This is a genomic window from Frankia sp. ACN1ag (assembly GCF_001414035.1).
Classification (GTDB): Bacteria; Actinomycetota; Actinomycetes; order Frankiales; family Frankiaceae; genus Frankia; species Frankia torreyi.
On sequence record NZ_LJPA01000002.1, the window covers coordinates 147,817 to 166,826 of the forward strand.

The 19,010-nt window shown below is 72.9% G+C and carries 13 protein-coding genes and 3 pseudogenes; 4 read left to right on the top strand and 12 right to left on the bottom strand.

All coding sequences use genetic code 11. The features are described 5' to 3' along the window. Nucleotides 1-97: 97 nt before the first annotated feature. The 3 genes from UK82_RS02120 to UK82_RS02130 form a co-directional block, all read right to left on the bottom strand. Complete coding sequence (locus UK82_RS02120) at nt 98-826, bottom strand: ABC transporter ATP-binding protein (RefSeq protein ID WP_044887465.1); 729 nt, start codon at nt 824-826, stop codon at nt 98-100. After that, nucleotides 823-3,921 (bottom strand): branched-chain amino acid ABC transporter permease/ATP-binding protein, encoded by a 3,099-nt coding sequence (locus tag UK82_RS02125; protein ID WP_055406150.1) that lies wholly within the window; start codon nt 3,919-3,921, stop codon nt 823-825. The genes UK82_RS02120 and UK82_RS02125 overlap by 4 nt, the downstream gene beginning before the upstream one ends. 408 nt (nt 3,922-4,329) lie before the next feature. Continuing rightward, nucleotides 4,330-5,643 carry a MaoC family dehydratase N-terminal domain-containing protein gene (locus UK82_RS02130; RefSeq protein WP_083507014.1) on the bottom strand — a complete coding sequence of 438 codons (1,314 nt, stop codon included), beginning with the start codon at nt 5,641-5,643 and terminating at the stop codon, nt 4,330-4,332. Between the two features lie 383 nt (nt 5,644-6,026). On the opposite strand from UK82_RS02130, the gene UK82_RS35045 reads away from it, so the two are divergent. Next, the coding region (locus tag UK82_RS35045; protein WP_236705383.1) for an ABC transporter substrate-binding protein at nt 6,027-6,395 on the top strand (369 nt) is incomplete at its 3' end. 1 nt (nt 6,396) lies between these two features. After that, nucleotides 6,397-7,244 (top strand): annotated as a pseudogene (locus UK82_RS02135) (ABC transporter substrate-binding protein); the annotation flags it as partial. A gap of 44 nt (nt 7,245-7,288) precedes the next feature. Here the strand turns inward: UK82_RS02135 and UK82_RS02140 are convergent. Beyond that, the gene (locus tag UK82_RS02140) at nt 7,289-8,080 is read right to left on the bottom strand and encodes a TetR/AcrR family transcriptional regulator (RefSeq protein WP_152989785.1); all 792 of its coding nucleotides are present in this window, start codon (nt 8,078-8,080) and stop codon (nt 7,289-7,291) included. Nucleotides 8,081-8,212: 132 nt separating this feature from the next. Between UK82_RS02140 and UK82_RS02145 the strand changes: the two genes are divergently transcribed. Next, nucleotides 8,213-9,037 carry an SDR family oxidoreductase gene (locus UK82_RS02145; protein ID WP_055406152.1) on the top strand — a complete coding sequence of 275 codons (825 nt, stop codon included), beginning with the start codon at nt 8,213-8,215 and terminating at the stop codon, nt 9,035-9,037. A gap of 18 nt (nt 9,038-9,055) precedes the next feature. Here UK82_RS02145 and UK82_RS02150 read toward each other — a convergent pair whose 3' ends face one another. The 7 genes and pseudogenes from UK82_RS02150 to UK82_RS02175 all read right to left on the bottom strand — a co-directional run bounded on the left by UK82_RS02150 (nt 9,056) and on the right by UK82_RS02175 (nt 16,929). After that, on the bottom strand, nt 9,056-10,120 hold the full coding sequence (locus tag UK82_RS02150) for an acyl-CoA dehydrogenase family protein (RefSeq protein ID WP_044888814.1): 1,065 nt from the start codon (nt 10,118-10,120) through the stop codon (nt 9,056-9,058). Nucleotides 10,121-10,252: 132 nt separating this feature from the next. Next, on the bottom strand, nt 10,253-11,440 hold the full coding sequence (locus UK82_RS02155) for an acyl-CoA dehydrogenase family protein (protein ID WP_083507015.1): 1,188 nt from the start codon (nt 11,438-11,440) through the stop codon (nt 10,253-10,255). A gap of 111 nt (nt 11,441-11,551) precedes the next feature. Next, the gene (locus tag UK82_RS02160; protein ID WP_044888447.1) at nt 11,552-12,694 is read right to left on the bottom strand and encodes an acyl-CoA dehydrogenase family protein; all 1,143 of its coding nucleotides are present in this window, start codon (nt 12,692-12,694) and stop codon (nt 11,552-11,554) included. Beyond that, nucleotides 12,669-12,847 (bottom strand): annotated as a pseudogene (locus UK82_RS35050) (long-chain fatty acid--CoA ligase); the annotation flags it as partial. The gene UK82_RS02160 and the pseudogene UK82_RS35050, both read right to left, overlap by 26 nt. A 1-nt stretch (nt 12,848) precedes the next feature. Further along, a pseudogene (locus UK82_RS02165) lies at nt 12,849-14,213 on the bottom strand (class I adenylate-forming enzyme family protein); the annotation flags it as partial. 243 nt (nt 14,214-14,456) lie between these two features. Next, nucleotides 14,457-15,665, bottom strand: a complete 1,209-nt coding sequence (locus UK82_RS02170; RefSeq protein WP_236705384.1) for an acyl-CoA dehydrogenase family protein — start codon at nt 15,663-15,665, stop codon at nt 14,457-14,459. Nucleotides 15,666-15,747: 82 nt separating this feature from the next. Continuing rightward, nucleotides 15,748-16,929 carry an acyl-CoA dehydrogenase family protein gene (locus UK82_RS02175; protein WP_044888449.1) on the bottom strand — a complete coding sequence of 394 codons (1,182 nt, stop codon included), beginning with the start codon at nt 16,927-16,929 and terminating at the stop codon, nt 15,748-15,750. A 274-nt stretch (nt 16,930-17,203) separates the two neighbouring features. On the opposite strand from UK82_RS02175, the gene UK82_RS02180 reads away from it, so the two are divergent. Next, complete coding sequence (locus UK82_RS02180) at nt 17,204-18,205, top strand: LLM class flavin-dependent oxidoreductase (protein ID WP_044888445.1); 1,002 nt, start codon at nt 17,204-17,206, stop codon at nt 18,203-18,205. A gap of 87 nt (nt 18,206-18,292) precedes the next feature. On the opposite strand, the gene UK82_RS02185 is transcribed toward UK82_RS02180, so the two are convergent. Further along, complete coding sequence (locus tag UK82_RS02185) at nt 18,293-18,997, bottom strand: FadR/GntR family transcriptional regulator (RefSeq protein WP_044888444.1); 705 nt, start codon at nt 18,995-18,997, stop codon at nt 18,293-18,295. Between the last annotated feature and the right edge of the window lie 13 nt (nt 18,998-19,010).

Below are 19,010 nucleotides of genomic sequence, written 5' to 3' on the forward strand. Positions count from 1 at the left end.
CGGAACGGGCCAGCAGACGCCGAGATGTGTTGCCGAACGGCCAGGACGGTGAAAGCCGGGCCGGGGCCGGGGACGCGACGAAGGCGATTCGCCACGCTCAGGCGGCTGTCTCCCGCGGGGCGTGCCGCTCGCTGAGGTAGGCCCGTTCCAGCAGCTCGGGCTTCGCCCGCAGCTCGGCCGCCGGCCCGGACAGCACCTCCTCGCCGTGGGCGAGCACGATCGCGTGGTCGGCGATGCCCATGACGAGGTGCACGTGCTGCTCGACGAGCACCACCGCCGCCGACGTGTCCGTGGCCACCGCCCGCACGACCGGCAGGAGCTCCTGCACGATCACCGGGGCGAGACCCATGCTGAGCTCGTCGATCAGCAGGATGCGCGGGCGCTGCACGAGCGCCCGCCCGATGGCGAGCATCTGCTGCTCCCCGCCGGAGAGCATCCCAGCCCGGACATCGAGCCGCTTGCGCAGCGCCGGGAAGTAGTCCAGCACCTCGTCGACGCTCAGCCCGCCCTTGACCCGCCCGAGCTGGAGGTTCTCCCGGGAAGTCAACGTGGTGAACAGGGACCGGTCGTCGGGCACGAGCACCACGCCGAGCCTGGACAGCGCCCGCGGGCTGGCCCGGTTCACGCCCTGCCCGTGCACGGCGACCTCGCCGCCGAGCGTGGGCAGCAGCCCGGCGAGCGTCAGCAGGACCGTGGTCTTGCCGGCGCCGTTCGGCCCGAGCAGGGCGACGACCTCGCCCTCACGCAGCGTCAGATCGAAGCCGCGCACCACCGGTACCCGGTCGTATCCCGCGTTCAGCCCGCGGGTCTGCAGCAGGACGCTCAACCGACGCTCTCCTTCTCCAGCGATGCGGACGGTCCGGGCGGAGTCGCCGTGGTGGAAGCAGTGGTGGAAGCAGTGGTGCCGGTGCCGGTGCCGGCCTGGGCCTCGGCGTCGGCGTTCACTCCGGCGTCGGCGTCGGCGTCGGCGGAATCGGCGGTCACGGGGGCTCCGGCTGCCGCGGGGGTTGCCGCCGCGGGGTCGGCGACCGCGGAACCGGCGACCGCTCCGGCCGGCACCGAGGGCTGCGACGCGACGGGGGTGCTGCCGAGGTAGGCCTCGGTGACCGCCGGATGGTTCTTGATCTCCTCAGGCGAGCCGCTGGCGATCACCGCGCCGAGGGCGAGCACGACGATCCGGTCGCAGACGCCGAGCACGAGGTTCATGTCGTGGTCGACGAGCACGATCGTCACCCCGGTGCGGGCCACCTCCCGCAGCCGCTCGCCGAGCCAGAGACTCTCGGTGCTGTCCAGGCCACCGGCCGGTTCGTCGAGCAGGAGCACCCGCGGCCGGCCGGCGAGCGCCCGGGCGATCGAGACGAGCTGGCGGTGACCCTGCGACAGCTCGCGGACGGGGCGGTCGCGGACCTCGTGGAGCTGCAACGCGCGGTAGAGCCGGTCGAGATGGTCGGCGTGATCGGCGGGTAGCCGGCCACCGCCGCCGCGGGCCGCGGCCTCGCCGACGGAGACGTTCTCGGCGACCGAGAGGTCCTCGTACAGCTCGATGCCCTGGAAGGTGCGGCCCAGGCCCCGGCGGATCCGGTGGTGCGGCTTGAGCCCGTCGAGCCGGTAGCCCTCGAACTCGACCTCGCCGGTGGCGGTGATGAAGCCGCTGATCGCGTCGATCAGGGTGGTCTTACCCGCGCCGTTGGGGCCGATCAGACCGATGACCTGGCCGTGGCCGAAGTCGAGGCTGACGTCCTGCACGGCCCGCACGCCGCCGTACTGCACCCCGACTCCGCGCAGGGTGAGCAGGATCCGCTCGGCGTCGGCGGTCGCCGCCGCCGCGACGGCATCGGCCGCGACCGGCACCGACCCGGAAGCCGGCACCGACCCGGAGACCGGGGCCGGCTCGGAGACCGCGGCCGGCTCGGAGACCGCGGCCGGCTCGGCGGGGATGGTCGGCGGGATGGCGTCGGCGGTGGGCAGGACCGGCGGCTCGGCGCGCAGCCGCTTCGCCCGCTGACCTGACCACCAGGCGTGGACGGGGCCGACGGCGCCCTCCGGGTTGAGCAGCACGGACAGGACCAGGGCCAGACCCGTGATGACCTGGTACCAGCTACCGAGATCGACCGCCTTGTCCAGCGCGACGAACAACAGCCCGCCCGCGCCGAGGACGCCGGCGAGCAGACCGCCGGAGACCGAGGTGATCCCGGCGAGGTAGGCGGTGGCGAACAGGGCCAGACCACCGACGACGGAGAAGGACTCCGCGTCCACGAGGGTCTGCTGGTAGGCCATCAGCGCGCCGCCGAGGCCGGCGATGAACGACCCGATCGCGAAGGCGGCGATCTTGATCCGGGCGACGTCGATGCCGGCGGCCGCCGCCGAGCGCTCGTTGGCGCGCACGGCGAGCATGGCCGCGCCGAGGCGGCTGCGCCGCAGCTCCGCGACGGCCAGCGCGACGAGGATGAGGACCACCAGGCAGAGCAGGCCGAACTGGATGCGGGGGTAGTTCTCGCCCGCGCCGATGCGCAGGTTGAGCCCCCACAGCTTCGGGTCGGCGACCTTCGCGCCGCCGGTCCCGCCGTTGACGTCCGGGTTGCGGAACCAGATCGACTCGACCGCCATCCCGAGGGCGAGTGTCACCACGGCGACCGGAAGGCCGCGGATGCGCAGCGCGGGCAGGCCGACGACGACCCCGATGATCATCGCACCGAGCGCGGCGAGCAACGGGGCGACGGGGAACGGAATGTTCCAGTCGGTCGTCATCCGGCTGACGAGGAAGCCGCCGACCCCGGCGAGGGTGAGCTGCGCGAGCGAGACCTGGCCGGCGTACCCGGTGACGACCACCAACGACAGCGTGACGATGCCGAGCAGCATCGAGGTGACGACCGCGGCCCGCATCGAGCCCGAGGTGACGACCAGCAGCACGACCGCGACGACGGCCGGGATGACGACGTTCAGCAGCCGGTGGCGCGGCCGGGGCGCCTGGCCGAGGTTGGCGCGAATGAGCATGCCGCGCGTCGGCAGCGGCCGGCCGCGCAGGACCAGGTACGCCAGGATGACGACGAGCGGGACGAGCTGGCCCAGGCCCTGCTGCGGCAGCCAGGAGTGCTGGGACTGCAGGTACTGCAGCTCGGACTGCACCATCCCGATGAGCAGGCCGGCGCCGACGGCGAGGCCCAGGGAGTTGAAGCCGGCGACCAGGGCGGCGGCGAGCGCCGGCACGATGAACAGGGTGTAGGAGACCGGGATGAGCGGCACGATCGGTGAGATCAGGATGCCGGACAGGCCGGCGACCACCGCACCGATGGCCCAGTTCGCCAGCGCGATGCGGTCCGGCGACAGGCCGGTGACCAGCGCGCCCTTCTCCGTCTCGGCGGCGGCCCGGGTGGCCAGGCCGAAGCGGGTGAAGCGGAACACGCCGGCGAGGGCGAGCGCGAGGACGACGATCGTCAGGGCGAACCACAGCTTGTCGCCCTGGATGCGCAGGTCGCCGATCGTGTAGCTGTCGCTGGGCAGGATCCGCTTCACCGACACGGGCGTCGTGCCGACCCGCTGGGCGAGCAGCGCCTGGAAGACGATGAGCAGACCGATCGAGGCGACCGCCTTGGCGACCGGCGGCGCGGTGCGCAGCCACCGGAACACCAGCACGTAGAGCAGGACCCCGAGCAACGCGGCGATGACCAGCGAGACGCCCAGGGCGGGCCACAGGCCCCAGTCGGAGCCGACGGAGACGGTCTTCGGTAAGCCGGGGATCGGCAGCAGCAGTTCACCCCTGCGCAGGAACGCATACGTGTACGCGGTGTACAGGGCGATGGCGCCGGTGGCGAAGTTGACCACACCCGAACTGCGATACGTGACCACCAGGCCGAGCGCGAGCGCCCCGAAGACGGCTCCGCTCCCCAGCCCGAGTAGCAGGAAGACTATGTGTTGAGTCATCGCGGGCGATGTCTCCCCTCACCCTCCGTCGGCACAGCCGCGAAGTGATCGAGTGCAGGTGGGTCCGGGCGGCCTGACGCGCCGACCCCGACGCCGCGGGACGGACCGCCGGGTGCGGGTGGCCTACCGGTTCGGTCAGGGGGGCGCGACGATCCGAGCGGGACGGGTCAGCCCTTCGGCACGTCGGGGCTCGACGCATCCGGTCGACGACCGGTGAGACGTGCGGCACACCGCTATCTTTGTAAACTAGGTGGTCGACCTGGTCAAGCGGTGATCCGTTGTGCCACGCCCGCCCGGGGGCCCAGGACCGGAGCGAGGCAGGGGCAACCGGCCCCGAAACGGCGAACGTCCCCGGCGGGCGAAGGACCAGCCTTCGCCCGCCGGGGACGTCTCACGGTGCGGGGAACGTCAGGATTCGGCGGCCGCCTCCGCCGCGATGCGGTCCATCTCGTGGCGGACGATGCCCTCGGCCGAGTCGGCCGGCGGGGTGGGCAGGACGACCTGGCCACCCGTCCGGCTCGGCAGCAGCACCACCGCCTTCGCCGGCGACGTCGTCACCCCCCGCTGGTTCTCCGCCCACACCTCGATCTCGACCTCGTTGCGGATCCCCCCCTCGTTGCGGATCCCCCCCTCGCCGCGGGCCTCGGACCCGTCTGGCCCGGACACCTGCCGCTTGTCCGTCACCCGCCCCTTCAACCAGGTCGTGTCCCCCACGAAGTTGAACCGGCGGTGCTGCACCGAAAGCTTCCACAGCCAGCCCTCGTCGCCGATCCAGTCCGTCAGCAGATGACACAGCCACGTCTCCCGCATGGCGCCGTAGTCGTACGACGTCGGCAACCCCAGTTCCTGCGCCCGCGCCGGTTCCCAGTGCAACCGCTGGACCGTGTCCGGAATGTTCAGGGCGTTCGCCGGATACAGCCCCGGGGCCTTCGCCCGCACCCGGTGGGCCAACCGGAACGCACCCGGCGGAGTGAGCTGCATTCCCCAGCCCAGGTGCCACACCACCACATCCGTCGTCGTCAACGGACCCTTCACCTTCGTCGGCAGCTCCTCCCCCACCACCACGTCCTCGAAATACCGCGGCTGCCCACCCCGCCGCGACTCCGCCGCGTACAGGGCGTCGATCTCCGCCAACTGCTCCGCCGAGTACGGCTCCGGCAGATCGTGCTCCTTCTTGCGCTCCCGCGACGTGTGCCGCTCCGCGTTGATCCAGGTGCCGCGCTGCAGGCAGGTGGGCTCGCCGTGCTGGTTGGCGAAGATGAAGTCGTGGGTGACGTGCGCGGTGCGCCCCCCGAAGGAGCTGGGCTTCGCCACCACCCCGACCTGGGTACGCAGGCAACGCGCCCGGTCACCGAGGGCGAACGGCCGCCACCACTCGAACTCCATCACCGCCTGGTAGGAACCCAGGCCCGCGAACGGATCGCCCTTGAGCAACGCCTTCGTCTCCGGGTCGGGCCTGGGCGCCGCGTCCTCACCCACCGTGTACAGGAAGGTCGGCGGCGCGATGAGCGTCCCCCACCGGGTGCCCTTGCCGTAGTCCGGATCGCAGTACAGCGGGTTGTCGTCCCCGTAGCCGTAGGCGAAGTGCCGGGAGGCGTCCCAGGTCACCTCGTAGTTGTGCGGCGGGTTCGGCAGGGGCTGCGGAACCCCGATCCGCCTGCGCGACCGCTCGAAGGCCGCGTCCGTCAGGACACCGAAGCGCTCAGCACTCTCATCCACCACCTAGTTATAACAGATAACTATGTCCACGTCCCCCTCTCCCGCGGAGTCCCAGCGACACCGGGGACGACCCCTCCGGCCCGGTCAACGCGCTCCCGGGGCGGCGCACCTCCCAAGGAAGGCGCATCGAGGCCACTCCCTGCCCGGCGAGGCTCGGCTGGAGCTCGCATCCCGACAGTCGGGGCATGACTGCCCGGCATAGGACGACTGTTGCCGCACGGTCGATCGAGGTTTACTAAGTTATCCATGTCATGACGGATCTTCCGGCCTCGCGGATCGCTCCACTCGCCGGGCGGCCCCGATGCGGCGAGGCATGACAGGGGAACGACCTCGCGCACCCGATCGCCGAGCACCAGAGTCGGCGGCCATCGACTTGAGGGGACTCTGTGTCTTCATCCCGCAAGGGCCGCTTAGGCGTGGCCGCCGCCATCATGGGCCTGCTGGTGGCGGGCGTCGGATGCTCGACGGCGGGCCCACCGGACGCCGACGGTCCCTGTAACTCCCCCGGAGTTTCGAAAGACCAGATCAAGCTGGGTTTCATCTATCCGGACACCGGGGTCGGATCGGCAGTTTTCGCCGCGGCCCGCGCGGGCGTCGACGCCCGGCTGGGACTCGCGAACGCCGAGGGCGGGGTGAACGGCCGCCGCATCACCTACGAATGGCGCGACGACGAGGCGAACCCGGACACGAACGGGCGGGTGGCGCGCGACCTCGTCGAGAACACCGGGGTCTTCGGGTTGATCATATCGTCGGTGNCCGCCTCCGGTAGCGCGAGGTACCTCAACGAGCAGGGCGTTCCCGTCACCGGCCTCGACGCGGAATCGGTCTGGGCGCAGTACCGGAACATGTTCTCCTTCGTCTCTTCGGCGGAGTCCGCGATCGACACGTTCGGCACCTACGTCAGGCAGAGCGGCGGCACGAAGGCCGTCATGCTCATCCAGCCGCTGTCCGGCGCCGTGGCGAGCTTCGGCGACAAGGTCATCCGGAGCATGCGGGCCGCCGGCGTCGAGGCGACCGGGCTCGCCTACACCGAGGGTGTCGACGACCCCGCCACCACCGGCCGCCGGCTCGCCGCCGAGGGGACCGACGTCGTGCTCAGCCTGCTCGACGCCCGCTCCCTCGCCGAGATCCTGGGGGCCATGCGGTCAGCCGGCGCGGCCCCGAAGTCCACCCTGTCGTTCACCGGGTATGACACCGGCCTGTTGCGGCAGCTCGGCCCGGTGATGGCCGGGGTGTCGATCCCGCTGTACTTCCTGCCGTTCGAGGCCGGCGGCCCACCGCTGGAGGAGTACCGCAACGCCGTGCACCGGTACGCGCCCCAGCTCAGCTCGCCCGACCAGGAGTTCGCGCTGCGCTCCTACATCGAGACCGACCTGTTCCTGCATGGCCTGGCCGACGCCGGCGCCTGCCCGACCCGCGCCTCCTTCATCCGCAACCTGCACAACGTCTCGAACTACAACGCCCGCGGGCTGATCGCGCCGATCAGCATCAGGGACGACTTCGGCCGGCAGCAGACCTGCTACGCCTTCGTCCGGGCGAACGCCGCGGCAACCGCCTTCGAGGTGACACAGAAGCAGCTCTGCGGGAAGGTCCTGCCGGACTGACCGCCGGAACGTGGCGATCACCCGCCCGGCTCATGCGCGCAAGGTCATGCGCGCAAGGGCGCGACCGCGCCCATCGCCTCGTCGAGCAGCGCCGCGAGCGACGCCCGGCCGCCGGCGTCACACCACGCGCTCTGGGCGGCGTCGAGGCAGGCCAGGGCGGCCGCGACGACCGCGGCGGCACGCCGCTCGATCCCACCGACTCCACCGGCCCGCTCATCGGCACCGGGTGAACCAGTCAGAGGCTCCGCCCTCGCCGACGAATCGAACCCCGCCGACGAATCCGACTCGACCGGCAGATCGGACCCGACCGACGGATCGGACCCGACCGACGGATCAGACCCGACCGACGGGTCAGACCCGAGCGAGGGTTCGGACCGGGCCGGGGCGGCCACGCGGGCGAGGCGATCGATGACCTCGGGGACCAGCAGCTCCCGCCATCGGGACTGCTTCTCCAGGTGCGCGGCCTTGAGCGCCGGGGTCTCGTGCAGCATCCGCAGCAGGACGAACGTGCGCCCCGGATCGAGGCGGTTGCGCTCCTCGATGAGGTCGAAGGCACGGCGCAGCGCCAGCCATGCGCCCTCCTGCGGGGGGCGTCGCCCGACGGCGTCGGCGAGCGCCCGGCCGAACGTCTCGAAGTTGACCAGGATCACCTCTTCCTTCGACGCGAAGTAGCGGAAGAAGCTGCGCTTGGACAGTCCGGCGGCGGAGGCGATCTGGTCGATCGTGGTCGCGTCGTAACCCTGCTCGGCGAACAGGCTCATCGCCACGGTCATGAGCTCGGAGCGCACGGCACGGCGGGTGCGTTCCCGCAGGCCGGGAGGCGACTCCATCATCATCCGCCGATGGTACGCCGTGACCAACCTGTCATCGAGTGACGTTTCCGGCGTACGGTGTTGCGAACAGCGGCCACCGCCGGGACATCAGACCGGGCTGGCCGCGACAAACTCAGCACCCGGGAAGGGAACACCATGAGCAGGATCTGGTTTGTCACCGGAGCGTCCAGAGGCTTCGGCCGCGTGTTCGTGGAGTCCGCGGTGCGGGCCGGCGACCAGGTGGTCGCCACCGCCCGTAAGATCGACGCGGTGGCCGACCTGGCTCAGACCCACGGTGACGCCGTACTGCCGCTCGCGCTGGACGTCACCGACCGGGCCGCCGTGGACGCCGCGGTCAAGGCGGCGATCGCCCACTTCGGGCGGCTCGACGTCGTCGTGAACAACGCAGGCTACGGCCACTTCGGCGCGGTCGAGGAACTCACCGAGAGCGACATCCGCGACCAGCTCGAGACGAACTTCTTCGGCGCCCTGTGGGTCACCCAGGCGGTGCTGCCGCAGTTGCGGTCGCAGGGCAGCGGGCACATCATCCAGATCTCCACGATCGGCGGGATCGCCGCCTTCCCGTCCCTCGGCGCCTACCACGCGTCGAAGTGGGCGCTGGAGGGGCTCAGCGAGTCCCTCGCCCAGGAGGTCGCCGCCTTCGGGATCAAGGTCACCCTCGTCGAGCCGGGCGGCTACAGCACCGACTGGGCGGGGTCCTCGGCGGTGCACTCGGCCCCGTCGCCGGTCTACGACAACCTGCGCAAGGCGATGGCCGAGCGGCGCGCCAACGCCGGGTCCGCGATCGGTGACCCGGCAGCGACCGGCGCGGCCCTACTGAAGATCGTCAACGCCGAGAACCCGCCGCTGCGGGTGCTGTTCGGTACCCCGCCCACCCAGATCGTCAAGGCGGTCTACCAGCAGCGGCTGGACACCTGGGCGCAGTGGGAGCAGGTCTCGATCGAGGCCCAGGGCAGCTAGCGGGACGCTCCCGGGCCGTCAGCCGGCGGTGGCGATCAGGCGCTCGCGGTGCTGGCGGGGCGTGCCGCGGACCAGCTCGTCGACCTTGATCCGGCGCAGGAACAGGTGCAGGTCGTGCTCCCAGGTGAAGCCCATGCCGCCGTGGAGCTGCAGCGCCGTGCTGGCCGCGCGGCTGGTCCCCTCGCCGGCCACGGAGCCGGCGACCGCGACGGCGGTGCCGGCGGCGACCAGATCCCCGCTGTCGAGCGCGCGGGCGGCGTCGTGGCCGCAGAGCCGCGCCGCCTCGATGTCGACGGCCATGGTCGCCGCGTGGTGCTTGACCGCCTGGAACGATCCGACCGGCCGGCCGAACTGCTCGCGTTCCTTGACGTACCCGACGGTCATGTCCAGCAGGCGGCCGGCGGCGCCGACCGCGTCCAGGGTGTGGATGATCGCCAGGGCCTGGTCCAGGGTCTCGGCGACGCCCGCGCCGACCCGGGCCCAGTCACCCGCCGGGACGGTGACGCCATGCAGGTCGACGGCGGCGATGTCCCGACTCAGGTCGAGGGTGGTACGGGCGGTACGGGTGGCGCTCGCGGCGGGAACGAGCGCAAGGGCGCGGTCGTCGTCGATGGCGGCGCTGGCCAGGAGCCACGCCGCGCCGAGTCCGCCGACGACGACAGCCGCCCGGCCGGCGAGGGTGAGCGTGCCGTCGGGTCCGGGCGCGCCGCTGATCGCGGCGTCGTCCGGCTCGGCCGCGGCCGGGACCGCGAGCGCCGCGCCCTCGGCCACCGCGTCGGACACGGCCGCCCCGATACCGATCTGGTCGAGCAGCCGGGCGACCAGGGCGGCCTGGCCGAGCGGCAGCGGCGAGCCGGCACGGCCGAGTTCCTCCACGACGACCGCGAGGTCGGCGAAGGTCCCCCCCTCCGCGGGCCGCAGCAGCGAGGTGAGTCCGAGTTCGGCGGCGGCGCGTAAGTCGTGCGCCGAGTAGAGCGCCGCGAGCGCCGCGCCGTCGGCCCGGGCCGCGGCCAGATCGGTGCGTTCCGCGAGCCAGTCGCGGGCGGCGTCGGCCAGGCTTTCCTGTTCGTCGCTGAGAAGCATGTCGCCGGATCCTTCCCCGACCGGTGCGGTCGGGCTCGCGGGTCGTCGGGCTGGCGGGGTGGCGGGCTGGCGGGCTGGCGGGCTGGCGGGTCGTCGGGCTGGCGGGCTGGCGGGGTGGCGGGGGCGGCGGTCCTAGCGCGGCAGGCCGAGGGCGCGTTCGGCGATGAGGTTGCGCATGATCTCCGAGCTGCCGCCGGCGATCGTGTACGCGCGGGCGTAGAGGTAGGCGTCCTGCCAGCGGCCGCCGTCGACGGCGTCGACGTCGCCCTCGGTGAGGATGCCGCGCGCGCCGAGCAGGTCCACGGCGAACTCGTGCAGCCGCAGGTTGAGCTCGCTGAACCACAGCTTCCCCGCCGGGGCGTCGATCACCCGCTCCCGGCCGGCCCGCCAACGGGCGAACGAGGACTGCCCGAGCAGCGCGCAGGCGCGGATCTCGGCCCGGAACGCGCCGAAGCGCTGGCGGATGTCGGCCTGCTCCAGTGCCGGCCGGCCCTCGATCTCGATCTTCTGGGCGAGCGCGTACAGGTCCTCCCAGGCGAGCTGGAGGTCGACGACCGCGGCGCTGACGCCGTTGCGCTCCTCGGCCAGCGACGCGTTCGCGACGATCCAGCCCTGGCCGGGCGTGCCGATCACGGCGGAGGCCGGGATGCGCACGGAGTCGAAGAACACCTCGTTGAAGTCGGAGGTGCCGGTGAGCTCGCGCAGCGGCCGGACGTCGATGCCCGGGGTGTCCATGTCGATCGCGAACGCGGTGATGCCCTTGTGCTTGGGCACGTCCGGGTCGGTGCGGGCCAGCAGGTACCCGCGGTTGGCCCAGTGGCCGTTGGTGGTCCACACCTTCTGCCCGGTCACGACGTAGCCGTCGCCGTCGAGTACCGCGCGGGTGCGCATGCCCGCCAGGTCGCTGCCCGCGTCCGGCTCGCTGAACAGCTGGCACCACAGGTCTTCGTTGCTGCGGATGGCGGGCAGCAGCTTCGCCCTCTGCTCGTCGGTGCCGAAGCGGATCAGCGCGCTGGCGGCGAGCCCGTTGGCGCCGGAGTGCATGGGCGCGCGCGCCCGGGCAATCTCCTCGGAGACGACGACGTCGCGGCGCGGGTCGTGCTCGGCCTCGCCACCGAACTCCACCGGCCAGTCGCCGCCGAGGTAGCCCGCCTCGAACAGCGCGGCAGTCCAGCGCCGCAGCTCGGCGAGCTCCTCGGCGTTCTCCGGGCTGCGCACCCCCGCCTTGGCCTGCCGCCCGGGCGCGTGGCCGGCGATGAACGCCCGCACCTGCGCCCGGAACTCCCCCAGCTCGGTCCCCGAACCCCAGTCCACGCTCATGACTCCTGCTCCAACTCGACTGCTCCGACTCGACTGCTCCGACTCGACTGCACCGACCCAACGACGAGAAGCTGCCCGCGGCGGTCCGCCCGTGTTCCGCCGGCCGGCCCGTCACACGCCCAGCGAACGACCGATGATCTCCTTCATGATCTCCGTCGTGCCGCCGTAGATGGTCTGGATGCGCGCGTCCGTGAACGCCTTGCCGACGGGGTATTCCGTCATGTAGCCGTACCCGCCGTGCAGCTGCAGGCAGCGGTCGACGACCTTCTGCTGCAGCTCCGTGGCCCACCATTTCGCCTTGGAGGCGTCGACGGTGGTCAGCTTCTCCTCGAACGACGCCTTCAGGCAGCGGTCGATGTACACCTGGGCGATGTCGATCTCGGTGGCGAGCTCGGCCAGCAGGAAGCGGTTGTGCTGGAAACCGCCGATCGGCTGGCCGAAGGCGGTGCGGGTCTTCGTGTACTCCAGCGTGGAGTCGAACACCGCCCGCGCCCCGGCGACCGCGGAGATCGCGATCGACAGCCGCTCCTCGGGCAGGTTCTCCATCAGGTGGATGAATCCGCCGCCCAGGTTGCCCAGCACGTTGCGGGCGGGCACCCGGACGGCGTCGAAGAAGAGCTCGGCGGTGTCCTGCGCGTGCAGGCCGATCTTGTCGAGGTTGCGGCCGCGGGAGAAGCCGGGCATGTCCCGCTCCACGACGAGCAGGGAGATGCCCCGGCTGCCCGCCGCCGGGTCGGTCCGCGCCACGACGATGACGTAGTCGGAGTGGATCCCGTTCGTGATGAACGTCTTGGCCCCGGAGACGAGCCAGTCGTCACCGTCGCGCACCGCCGAGGTCCGGATGCCCTGCAGGTCGCTGCCGGCACCCGGCTCGGTCATCGCGATCGCCCAGATCGCCTCGCCGGAGGCGAATCCGGGCAGCCAGCGTGCCTTCTGCTCGTCGTCGGGCAGCCGGCTCAGGTAGGAGCCGACGACGTCGTTGTGAAGCAGGAAACCCGGACCGGTGACGAACGCGGCCGCGAGCTCCTCGGCGACGACGGCGTTGAACCGGAAGTCCCGAACCCCGCCGCCGCCGAACTCCTCGGCGACGTTGAACCCGATGACGCCGTGCTTGGCCGCCTTGGCGAACACTGCCCGGTCGACGATCCCGTCGGCCTCCCACCCGGCGTGATACGGGGTGATCTCGCGGGCGACGAACTCCCGGACGACCTCCCGGAACTGCCGGTGCTCATACTCGAAGATCTCGCGTTCCACGGTCGTCTCCTTGCTCGGCGAACAACGCCAGCAGGTCAGGCATGCTGACCTTCTGGGACACCCCGCGGGGCAGCTCCGGCACGGTCAGCGCCCGCGCCGGCACCTCGTAGGGCAGCATCCGGGGCCGACACCAGTCACGCAGCTCCTGCTCGCNGATCGGCTCCGCGCCGGGCGCCAGCTCCACGACGGCGACGGGCACCTGGCCGAGGCGCTCGTCGGGCAGGCCGAACACCGCCGCCTCGGCCACCGCGGGGTGCTCCTCCAGCACCTCCCGGACGGTGAGCGGCCGGATCTTGAATCCGCCACGGATGATCACATCGTCGGCGCGGCCCTCGATGTAGAGGAAACCGTCGTCGTCGAGGTGGGCAAGGTCGCTGGTCCGGGTCCAGCCGTCCGCGTCCGCCCGGGCACCGGCCTGGTCGGTCCTGATCTCCAGCAGTCCGCTGGCACCCGTCGGCAGCACCTCGCCGTCCTCCGCCACGACGCGCAGCCCCACCCCCGGGAAGGCGCGCCCGACGCTGCCCCGCTTCTTCGCCCACCACTGCCGGTGGTCCGGCAGCGACCAGCCCGCCACCGCGCCGGAGAACTCGGTCGCGCCGTACACGCCGAGCACGTGGATGCCGTAGCGCTCCAGCACCGCATCGACCAGGTCGGGCGACACCGGGGCGGTCCCGCAGGTCAGCGCGCGCAGGCTGGCGAGGTCCTCGACGGGCACGTCCGCACTCATCAGGGTGCGCAGCGCCGCCGGCGGCAGCGCGCCGAGGCGGGGCCGGTGCTCCCGGATGACCTCGAGCCACCGCTCCAGGGTCCAGCGCTCCAGCAGCACGATGCGCCGCGCGTCGCCGAGGGCCTGCAGCGCCCCCCACAACCCGCCGATGTGCACCAGCGGCACGGAGACGATGGCCACGCCGCCCTCGAAGTAGGACCTTTCGCCGCCACCGGGCTTCATGTGGCCCCGGGCGGACCCGACCGACGCCTCGAGCTGACGGTAGGTCAACGGGATGCGCTTGGGCGGGCCGGTGGTGCCCGAGGTGGTGAGTTCGACGGCGACGCCCGGCGCGTCGACCGCGGTGACCGCGGCGTCGGCGCGGCCGGCCCGCACCGACGCGATCCCCTCGGGCGAGGTGTGGAGAAGGCTGATGCCGAGCCGCTCGACCGGCTCCGCGAGCCCCGAGGACGCCCAGGCCCGCACCGGCACGATGATCGCCGGCGGGGTGGCCCGCTCCAGGTCGCCGGCCAGGCGCTCGGCCGGCTGCAGCGGGTTGAAGACCGTCAGGCAGCGCTCGGTGCCGAGGATCGCGAGGATCGCCGCGATGGACTCGGTCCAGTTTCCGAGCAGGACGCCGATGCGCGCGCCGCGACCGAGGCCGAGCCCGTCGAGGCTGCGGGTGATCTCGTCGGCAAGCGCGCGCACGGTCCCCCAGGACACCCAGGCACCGTCGACCTCAAGGGCGGGGGCGGAGTCGGGCGCCGACCACAGCGCCCGCAGGCGGCCCGGCAGGTCGGCTGACTCGGTCATCGGTCGTGACCTCGGGCGACGACGTCCGACCCGAGAGGGGCACGCGGGAGGCCGGGTTGTCCGACGATCTCGATCACAGGGTCTCGCATCATCGCTCCTTGCCGCCGGACGGACCGGTGCGGGCTCCGGACGGATCCGGAGAGCCGCCGAGAGGGCCGGTTCACCCAAGCTACCGCTAGATGAGTTTATTAGGTTTAAGGAATTACTGTCGGCCGGTCGTCCGACCCCGGCGCCGACACCGACTCAGCGCCGAGCGGCCGCGACCAGCCGGGACGCCGCCTGTTCGCGCAGCCGGTCCGGGGCCGCGATCAACGCCTCGCTGGACTTCGCCCGGCGCAGGTAGTGGTGCACGGGGTGCTCCCAGGTGAAGCCGATCCCGCCGTGCACCTGCAGGCTGCCCTGGGCGGCGCCGACCGCGGCATCGAGTGCCTCGGCGGCGGCCAGGGCCACCGCCACGTCGAGCTCACCGGTGTCCGCCGTCCCGCCGGTCTCGTCGAGAGCCTGCGCGGCGGCCGCGACGAGGGCACGGGCAGCCTCGGTGCCGACGAACATGTCGGCGCAGCGATGCGAGATCGCCTGGTAGGTGCCGATCGGGCGACCGAACTGGTGCCGGATGCCCGCATAGTCGACGGCCAGGTCGGTGCACTGCGCCGAGACACCGACGGCCTCGGCCGCGAGCAGCGTCAGCGCCACCCCCCGGGTGGCGGCCAGCACCTCGGCGAACTCGGCCGGCCCGGCGAGCAGGGTCGCGGGCGTGTCCAGCGTGACCCGGGCCAGCGGGCGGGTCGCATCGAGGACGTCGAGCGGCTCGACCTGGACCTCGGCCCCCGCGGCGCCGCCCTCGCCGCCGGCGGCAGCCTCACCGCCGGTCGACGCGGGGACGTCGACGGCGAACAACGCGGGGCCGGTCCCGGTCGTGGCGGCGACGAGCAGTGCCCGCGCGGCGGTGGCGTCCGCGACGACGGGAGCCGTCCCCGTCAGCCGCCAGCCGCCGCCGGCCTCCTCCTCGGCGCGCACGGTCGCCAGCGGCGTCCAACCGTCGACGGTGCGCCCGACCGCGACGGTCGCCGGCGTCCGGCCCGACGCGATCGCCGGCAGCAGCGCGGCTGCGGCGGCCGCCCCCGGCGCGCTCTCCGCCACGACGGCGAGCAGCGCGGCCTGAGCGGTCGCGCTGGACAGCAGCGGCACCGGTGCCAGCCGGCGGCCCAGCTCCTCCTGGGCGACGGCCAGCAGCGCCAGCCCCGCCCCCTCACCGCCGTGCTCCGGCGGGGCCGCGAGCCCCACCACGCCCATGGCCGAAAGCTCCGACCAGAGCTGTCGATCCCAGCCGCCCGGCGCGGCCGCGACCCTCCGGACCTGCTCGATGTCGCAACGCTCGCGCAGCAGCCGCGCCAGTGCGTCGCGCAGCTCGCCCTCCGCCTCGGCCGTGTCCACGTTCACCTCACTCCTCATCGTCCCGCGCCTCGTCGTCGTTCCGCGCCTCGTCGTCGCCCCACGCCCCCGGCGCGGCGCCCTGCGCCGCCGCCATGGCCCCTCACCCGCGCCCGGCTCCCGGCGCCGGCGGCGGGGCGGGCAGCCCCAGCACCCGCTCGGCGATCGTGTTGCGCTGGATCTCGGCGGTGCCGGCGCCGATCGTCGACGACCGGCTCATCAGGTAGCCGTAGGTCCACCGGCCGCCCTCGGGCGCGGTCGGCTCGCGGTTGCCGAGCACCGCGTCCGGGCCGATCACCCGCAGTGCCACCTCGTGCAGGCGCTGGTCGAACTCCGCGCGCATCAGCCGGTTGACCGAGGAGGCGGGCCCGGGATCGCGCCCGGCGAGCACGGTCTCCAGGGCCCGGCGGCTGTTCGAGGCGAGGATCCGCACCCCCGCCTCCATCCGCGCGAGGTCCTGGCGCACCACCGGGTCGTCCCCGGCCGGCGACCCGGCGGCGAGCGCGATCAGCTCGCTGACCACCCGGCGGTAGCGGAACTCGTCCGACAGGAACGCGGTGGCCCGCTCGTGGCCCAGGCTCGTGCGCGCGATCGACCAGCCGTCGTTCTCCCGGCCGACGAGGTTCTCGACCGGCACGCGCACCTCGTCGAGGAACACCTCGGCGAAGTGCGTTCCGCCGCTGATGTCGCGCAGCGGCCGCACCGTCAGCCCCGGCGAGGTCATCGACAGCAACAGGTAGCTGATCCCCTTCGGCCCCGGCTCACCGGTGCGCACCAGCGCGAACATCCAGTCGGCGAGATGCGCCTGGCTGGTCCACACCTTCTGGCCGGTGACGACGTAGTGGTCACCGTCGCGCACGGCCCTCGTCGACAGCGCCGTCAGCTCGCTGCCGGCGCCGGGCTCCGAGAAGCCCTGGCACCAGAACTCGTCCGCGCGCAGCAGGGGACGCAGGAAGCGGTCCTTCTGCGTGGGCGTGCCGTGGCGGATCAGGGTGGGGGCCACGATGAACGACAGACCGCACGGGTGCCGGGGAGCCCGGGCCCTCGTCATCTCCCGGTGGTAGGCGAGCTGGTCGGGCAGCGACAGATCCATGCCGCCGACCTCCTTCGGCCACCCCGGCGCCGCGAGCCCCGCGTCGGTCAGGTCGGCATGGAAGGCGCGGGCCCAGGTGAGCCGCGCACTGCCGCCACGGGGCGGCGGGCTCGCGTGCGCGGCCAGGAACTCCCGCAGCGGGCCGAGGAACTCGCCCTGCCGGGGCCGGTCGACGGTCTCGACGGCTGCCACCACGCCTCCTCCTCGTCTGCGGACCGCGTCCGTCGGCGGGCCCTGTTCGTCGGTCGAGCCCTGCTCATCGCCCGGGCTCAGGTCGTCGGGGCCCCGCGGTCGCACGGACCCCGTCCGCGGCGACGGCCACCGCCGCCGCGTCAACATCGCTGCAAGGTTACATGGTTTACTAAGTTCGCGAGGAAGACAAGAACTGGAGCGACGGTTCTCACCGGCCGATCGGCGCCCACGGCGCCGCCGGGGCGCCGGGCTCCCGACGCGGAGGTGGCGACACGTGCAGTGGGGACTTCCCTGGCCGGGCCCGCAGGTCGCGGAACTGGCCGAACAGGCCGGGGCCGCCGCCTTCTGCGCCGGCGAGTTCGCCGACACGAACTCCTACCTGACAACGGGCGAGATGGTCGCCGCCACCCGCCGGGCCCTGATCGGGCCGGGCATCGCCTACGCGTTCGCCCGCTCACCCTTCGTGCATGCCTCGGCGCTGCGGCACCTGTCCACGCGCGCCCCCGGGCGGATCTTCCTCGGCCTCGGGTCCGGCACCTACCGGATGAACACCGAGTGGTTCGCGTCCGCGGCCAGCGAGCCGGTGCGCCGGATGGAGGACCTCGTCGGGGCGATCCGCGCCTACCTGACCGCGGAGAACGGTCGACCCGTGGTGCACGAGGGCGAGTTCTACCCGATCCACGCCGACATCCGCGCCCCCGTCCTCGGCCGGCTCGACGTGCCGATCCTGCTCGGCTCGTTCAACCGGCGGATGGTGACCGCCGCCGGGCGGACCGCCGACGGCATCCTCGGTCACGGCATCTTCACCGACCGGTGGTGGACGGAGACGATCCGCCCGAACCTGCACGCGGGCGCCACCGCGGCCGGCCGGGACCCGGAGTCGCTGCGCCGCTGGGGCTGGCTCATCACCGCCGTCGACGAGCAGGACCCGGAGCGGGGACGGCGCGACGCCCGGCTCCAGATCGCCTTCTACCTCACGGTGAAGACCTACGACACCCTCGTCGAGCTGCACGGCTGGGGCGACGAGGTGGCCGCGATCCGCACCGCGTTCCGCTCCGGGGACATCCCGGGGATGGCCGCGGCGGTCAGCGACGAGATGCTCGACGCGATCGCTCTGTGCGGCGACCCGGCAGAGGCCGCCCAGCGGCTGGCGGCCCGTAAGGCCCTGCCCGACCTCGCGTTCCTGTCCAGCCCGGCCTTCATGGTCAGCGACCGGCGCCGTGCCCGCTACGCCGAGTCGGCGGTGCGTCTCATGAGCGCCGTCGCCACCGCCTGACCGACAGGCCGACCCGGCGCGGGGCACCCCCGACCGCGCCGGGAACCGTCCCGGACCCGGCGGGCACGCCGGACCCGGGTGCGGGGCTCACCAGCCGAGGAGGTCCTCGGGGAGGTCGCGGATGTAGCGGACCCGCGCGTCGCCGTGCTCGCGGGACAGCGCCACCGCGACGTCGGCGTCACCGTCACGGACCGCCTCGGCGACCTGCCGCCACTGCTCGCAGGCCAGCGCGATGCTGTCCGGGTCCAGCAGGAGGGGCCGAGAGGTCGGGTAGCGCGACAACGAGCCGAGCACGTCCTCGAACAACTGCAGGGTGGGACTGCGCGCGAGCTCGGCGAGCAGGATCCCCCACTGCACCCGGGCCCGGGCGTGGTCGCGCTGGTTGCCGCCGGCGGACTGCTCGACGAAGGTCAACAGCCGGCGGCGCTCGACCCCGTCCGGGTTGAGGGCGGCCAGCCGAGCACACTCCGTGGTGATGAGGGTGTAGGTGGCGCTGATGTCGGCGAGGGAGGCCCGCCGGGTCCGCAGGAACACCGAGGCCACGTGGGCGACGCCGGCCGCGTCGGGCCGCTGCCCGTACAGCCCGCCGTGATGGCCGCGGCGGACGGTCAGGATCCCCTCGGCCTGCAGCAGCCGCACGGCCTGGCGCAGCGACGGCCGGCTGACCCCGAACCGGGCCAGCAGCTCGTCCTCCTGCCCCAGGTAGAGATCACCGTCCTGGCGGCTGAGAATCTCCTCGCGCAGCACATGGGCGACCGCCGACGCGGTGCTCACCGCGGCCACCCGCTCCATGCGCCCCCCTCCC

What these genes read in the sequence shown, in the direction of transcription:
- UK82_RS02140 (WP_152989785.1), bottom strand. Translation starts at nt 8,080, where the DNA reads ATGATGATGGAGTCGCCTCCCGGCCTGCGGGAACGCACCCGCCGTGCC.
- UK82_RS02155 (WP_083507015.1), bottom strand. Translation starts at nt 11,440, where the DNA reads ATGAGCGTGGACTGGGGTTCGGGGACCGAGCTGGGGGAGTTCCGGGCG.
- UK82_RS02185 (WP_044888444.1), bottom strand. Translation starts at nt 18,997, where the DNA reads ATGGAGCGGGTGGCCGCGGTGAGCACCGCGTCGGCGGTCGCCCATGTG.
- UK82_RS02125 (WP_055406150.1), bottom strand. Translation starts at nt 3,921, where the DNA reads ATGACTCAACACATAGTCTTCCTGCTACTCGGGCTGGGGAGCGGAGCC.
- UK82_RS02150 (WP_044888814.1), bottom strand. Translation starts at nt 10,120, where the DNA reads ATGCTTCTCAGCGACGAACAGGAAAGCCTGGCCGACGCCGCCCGCGAC.
- UK82_RS02170 (WP_236705384.1), bottom strand. Translation starts at nt 15,665, where the DNA reads ATGAGGAGTGAGGTGAACGTGGACACGGCCGAGGCGGAGGGCGAGCTG.
- UK82_RS02145 (WP_055406152.1), top strand. Translation starts at nt 8,213, where the DNA reads ATGAGCAGGATCTGGTTTGTCACCGGAGCGTCCAGAGGCTTCGGCCGC.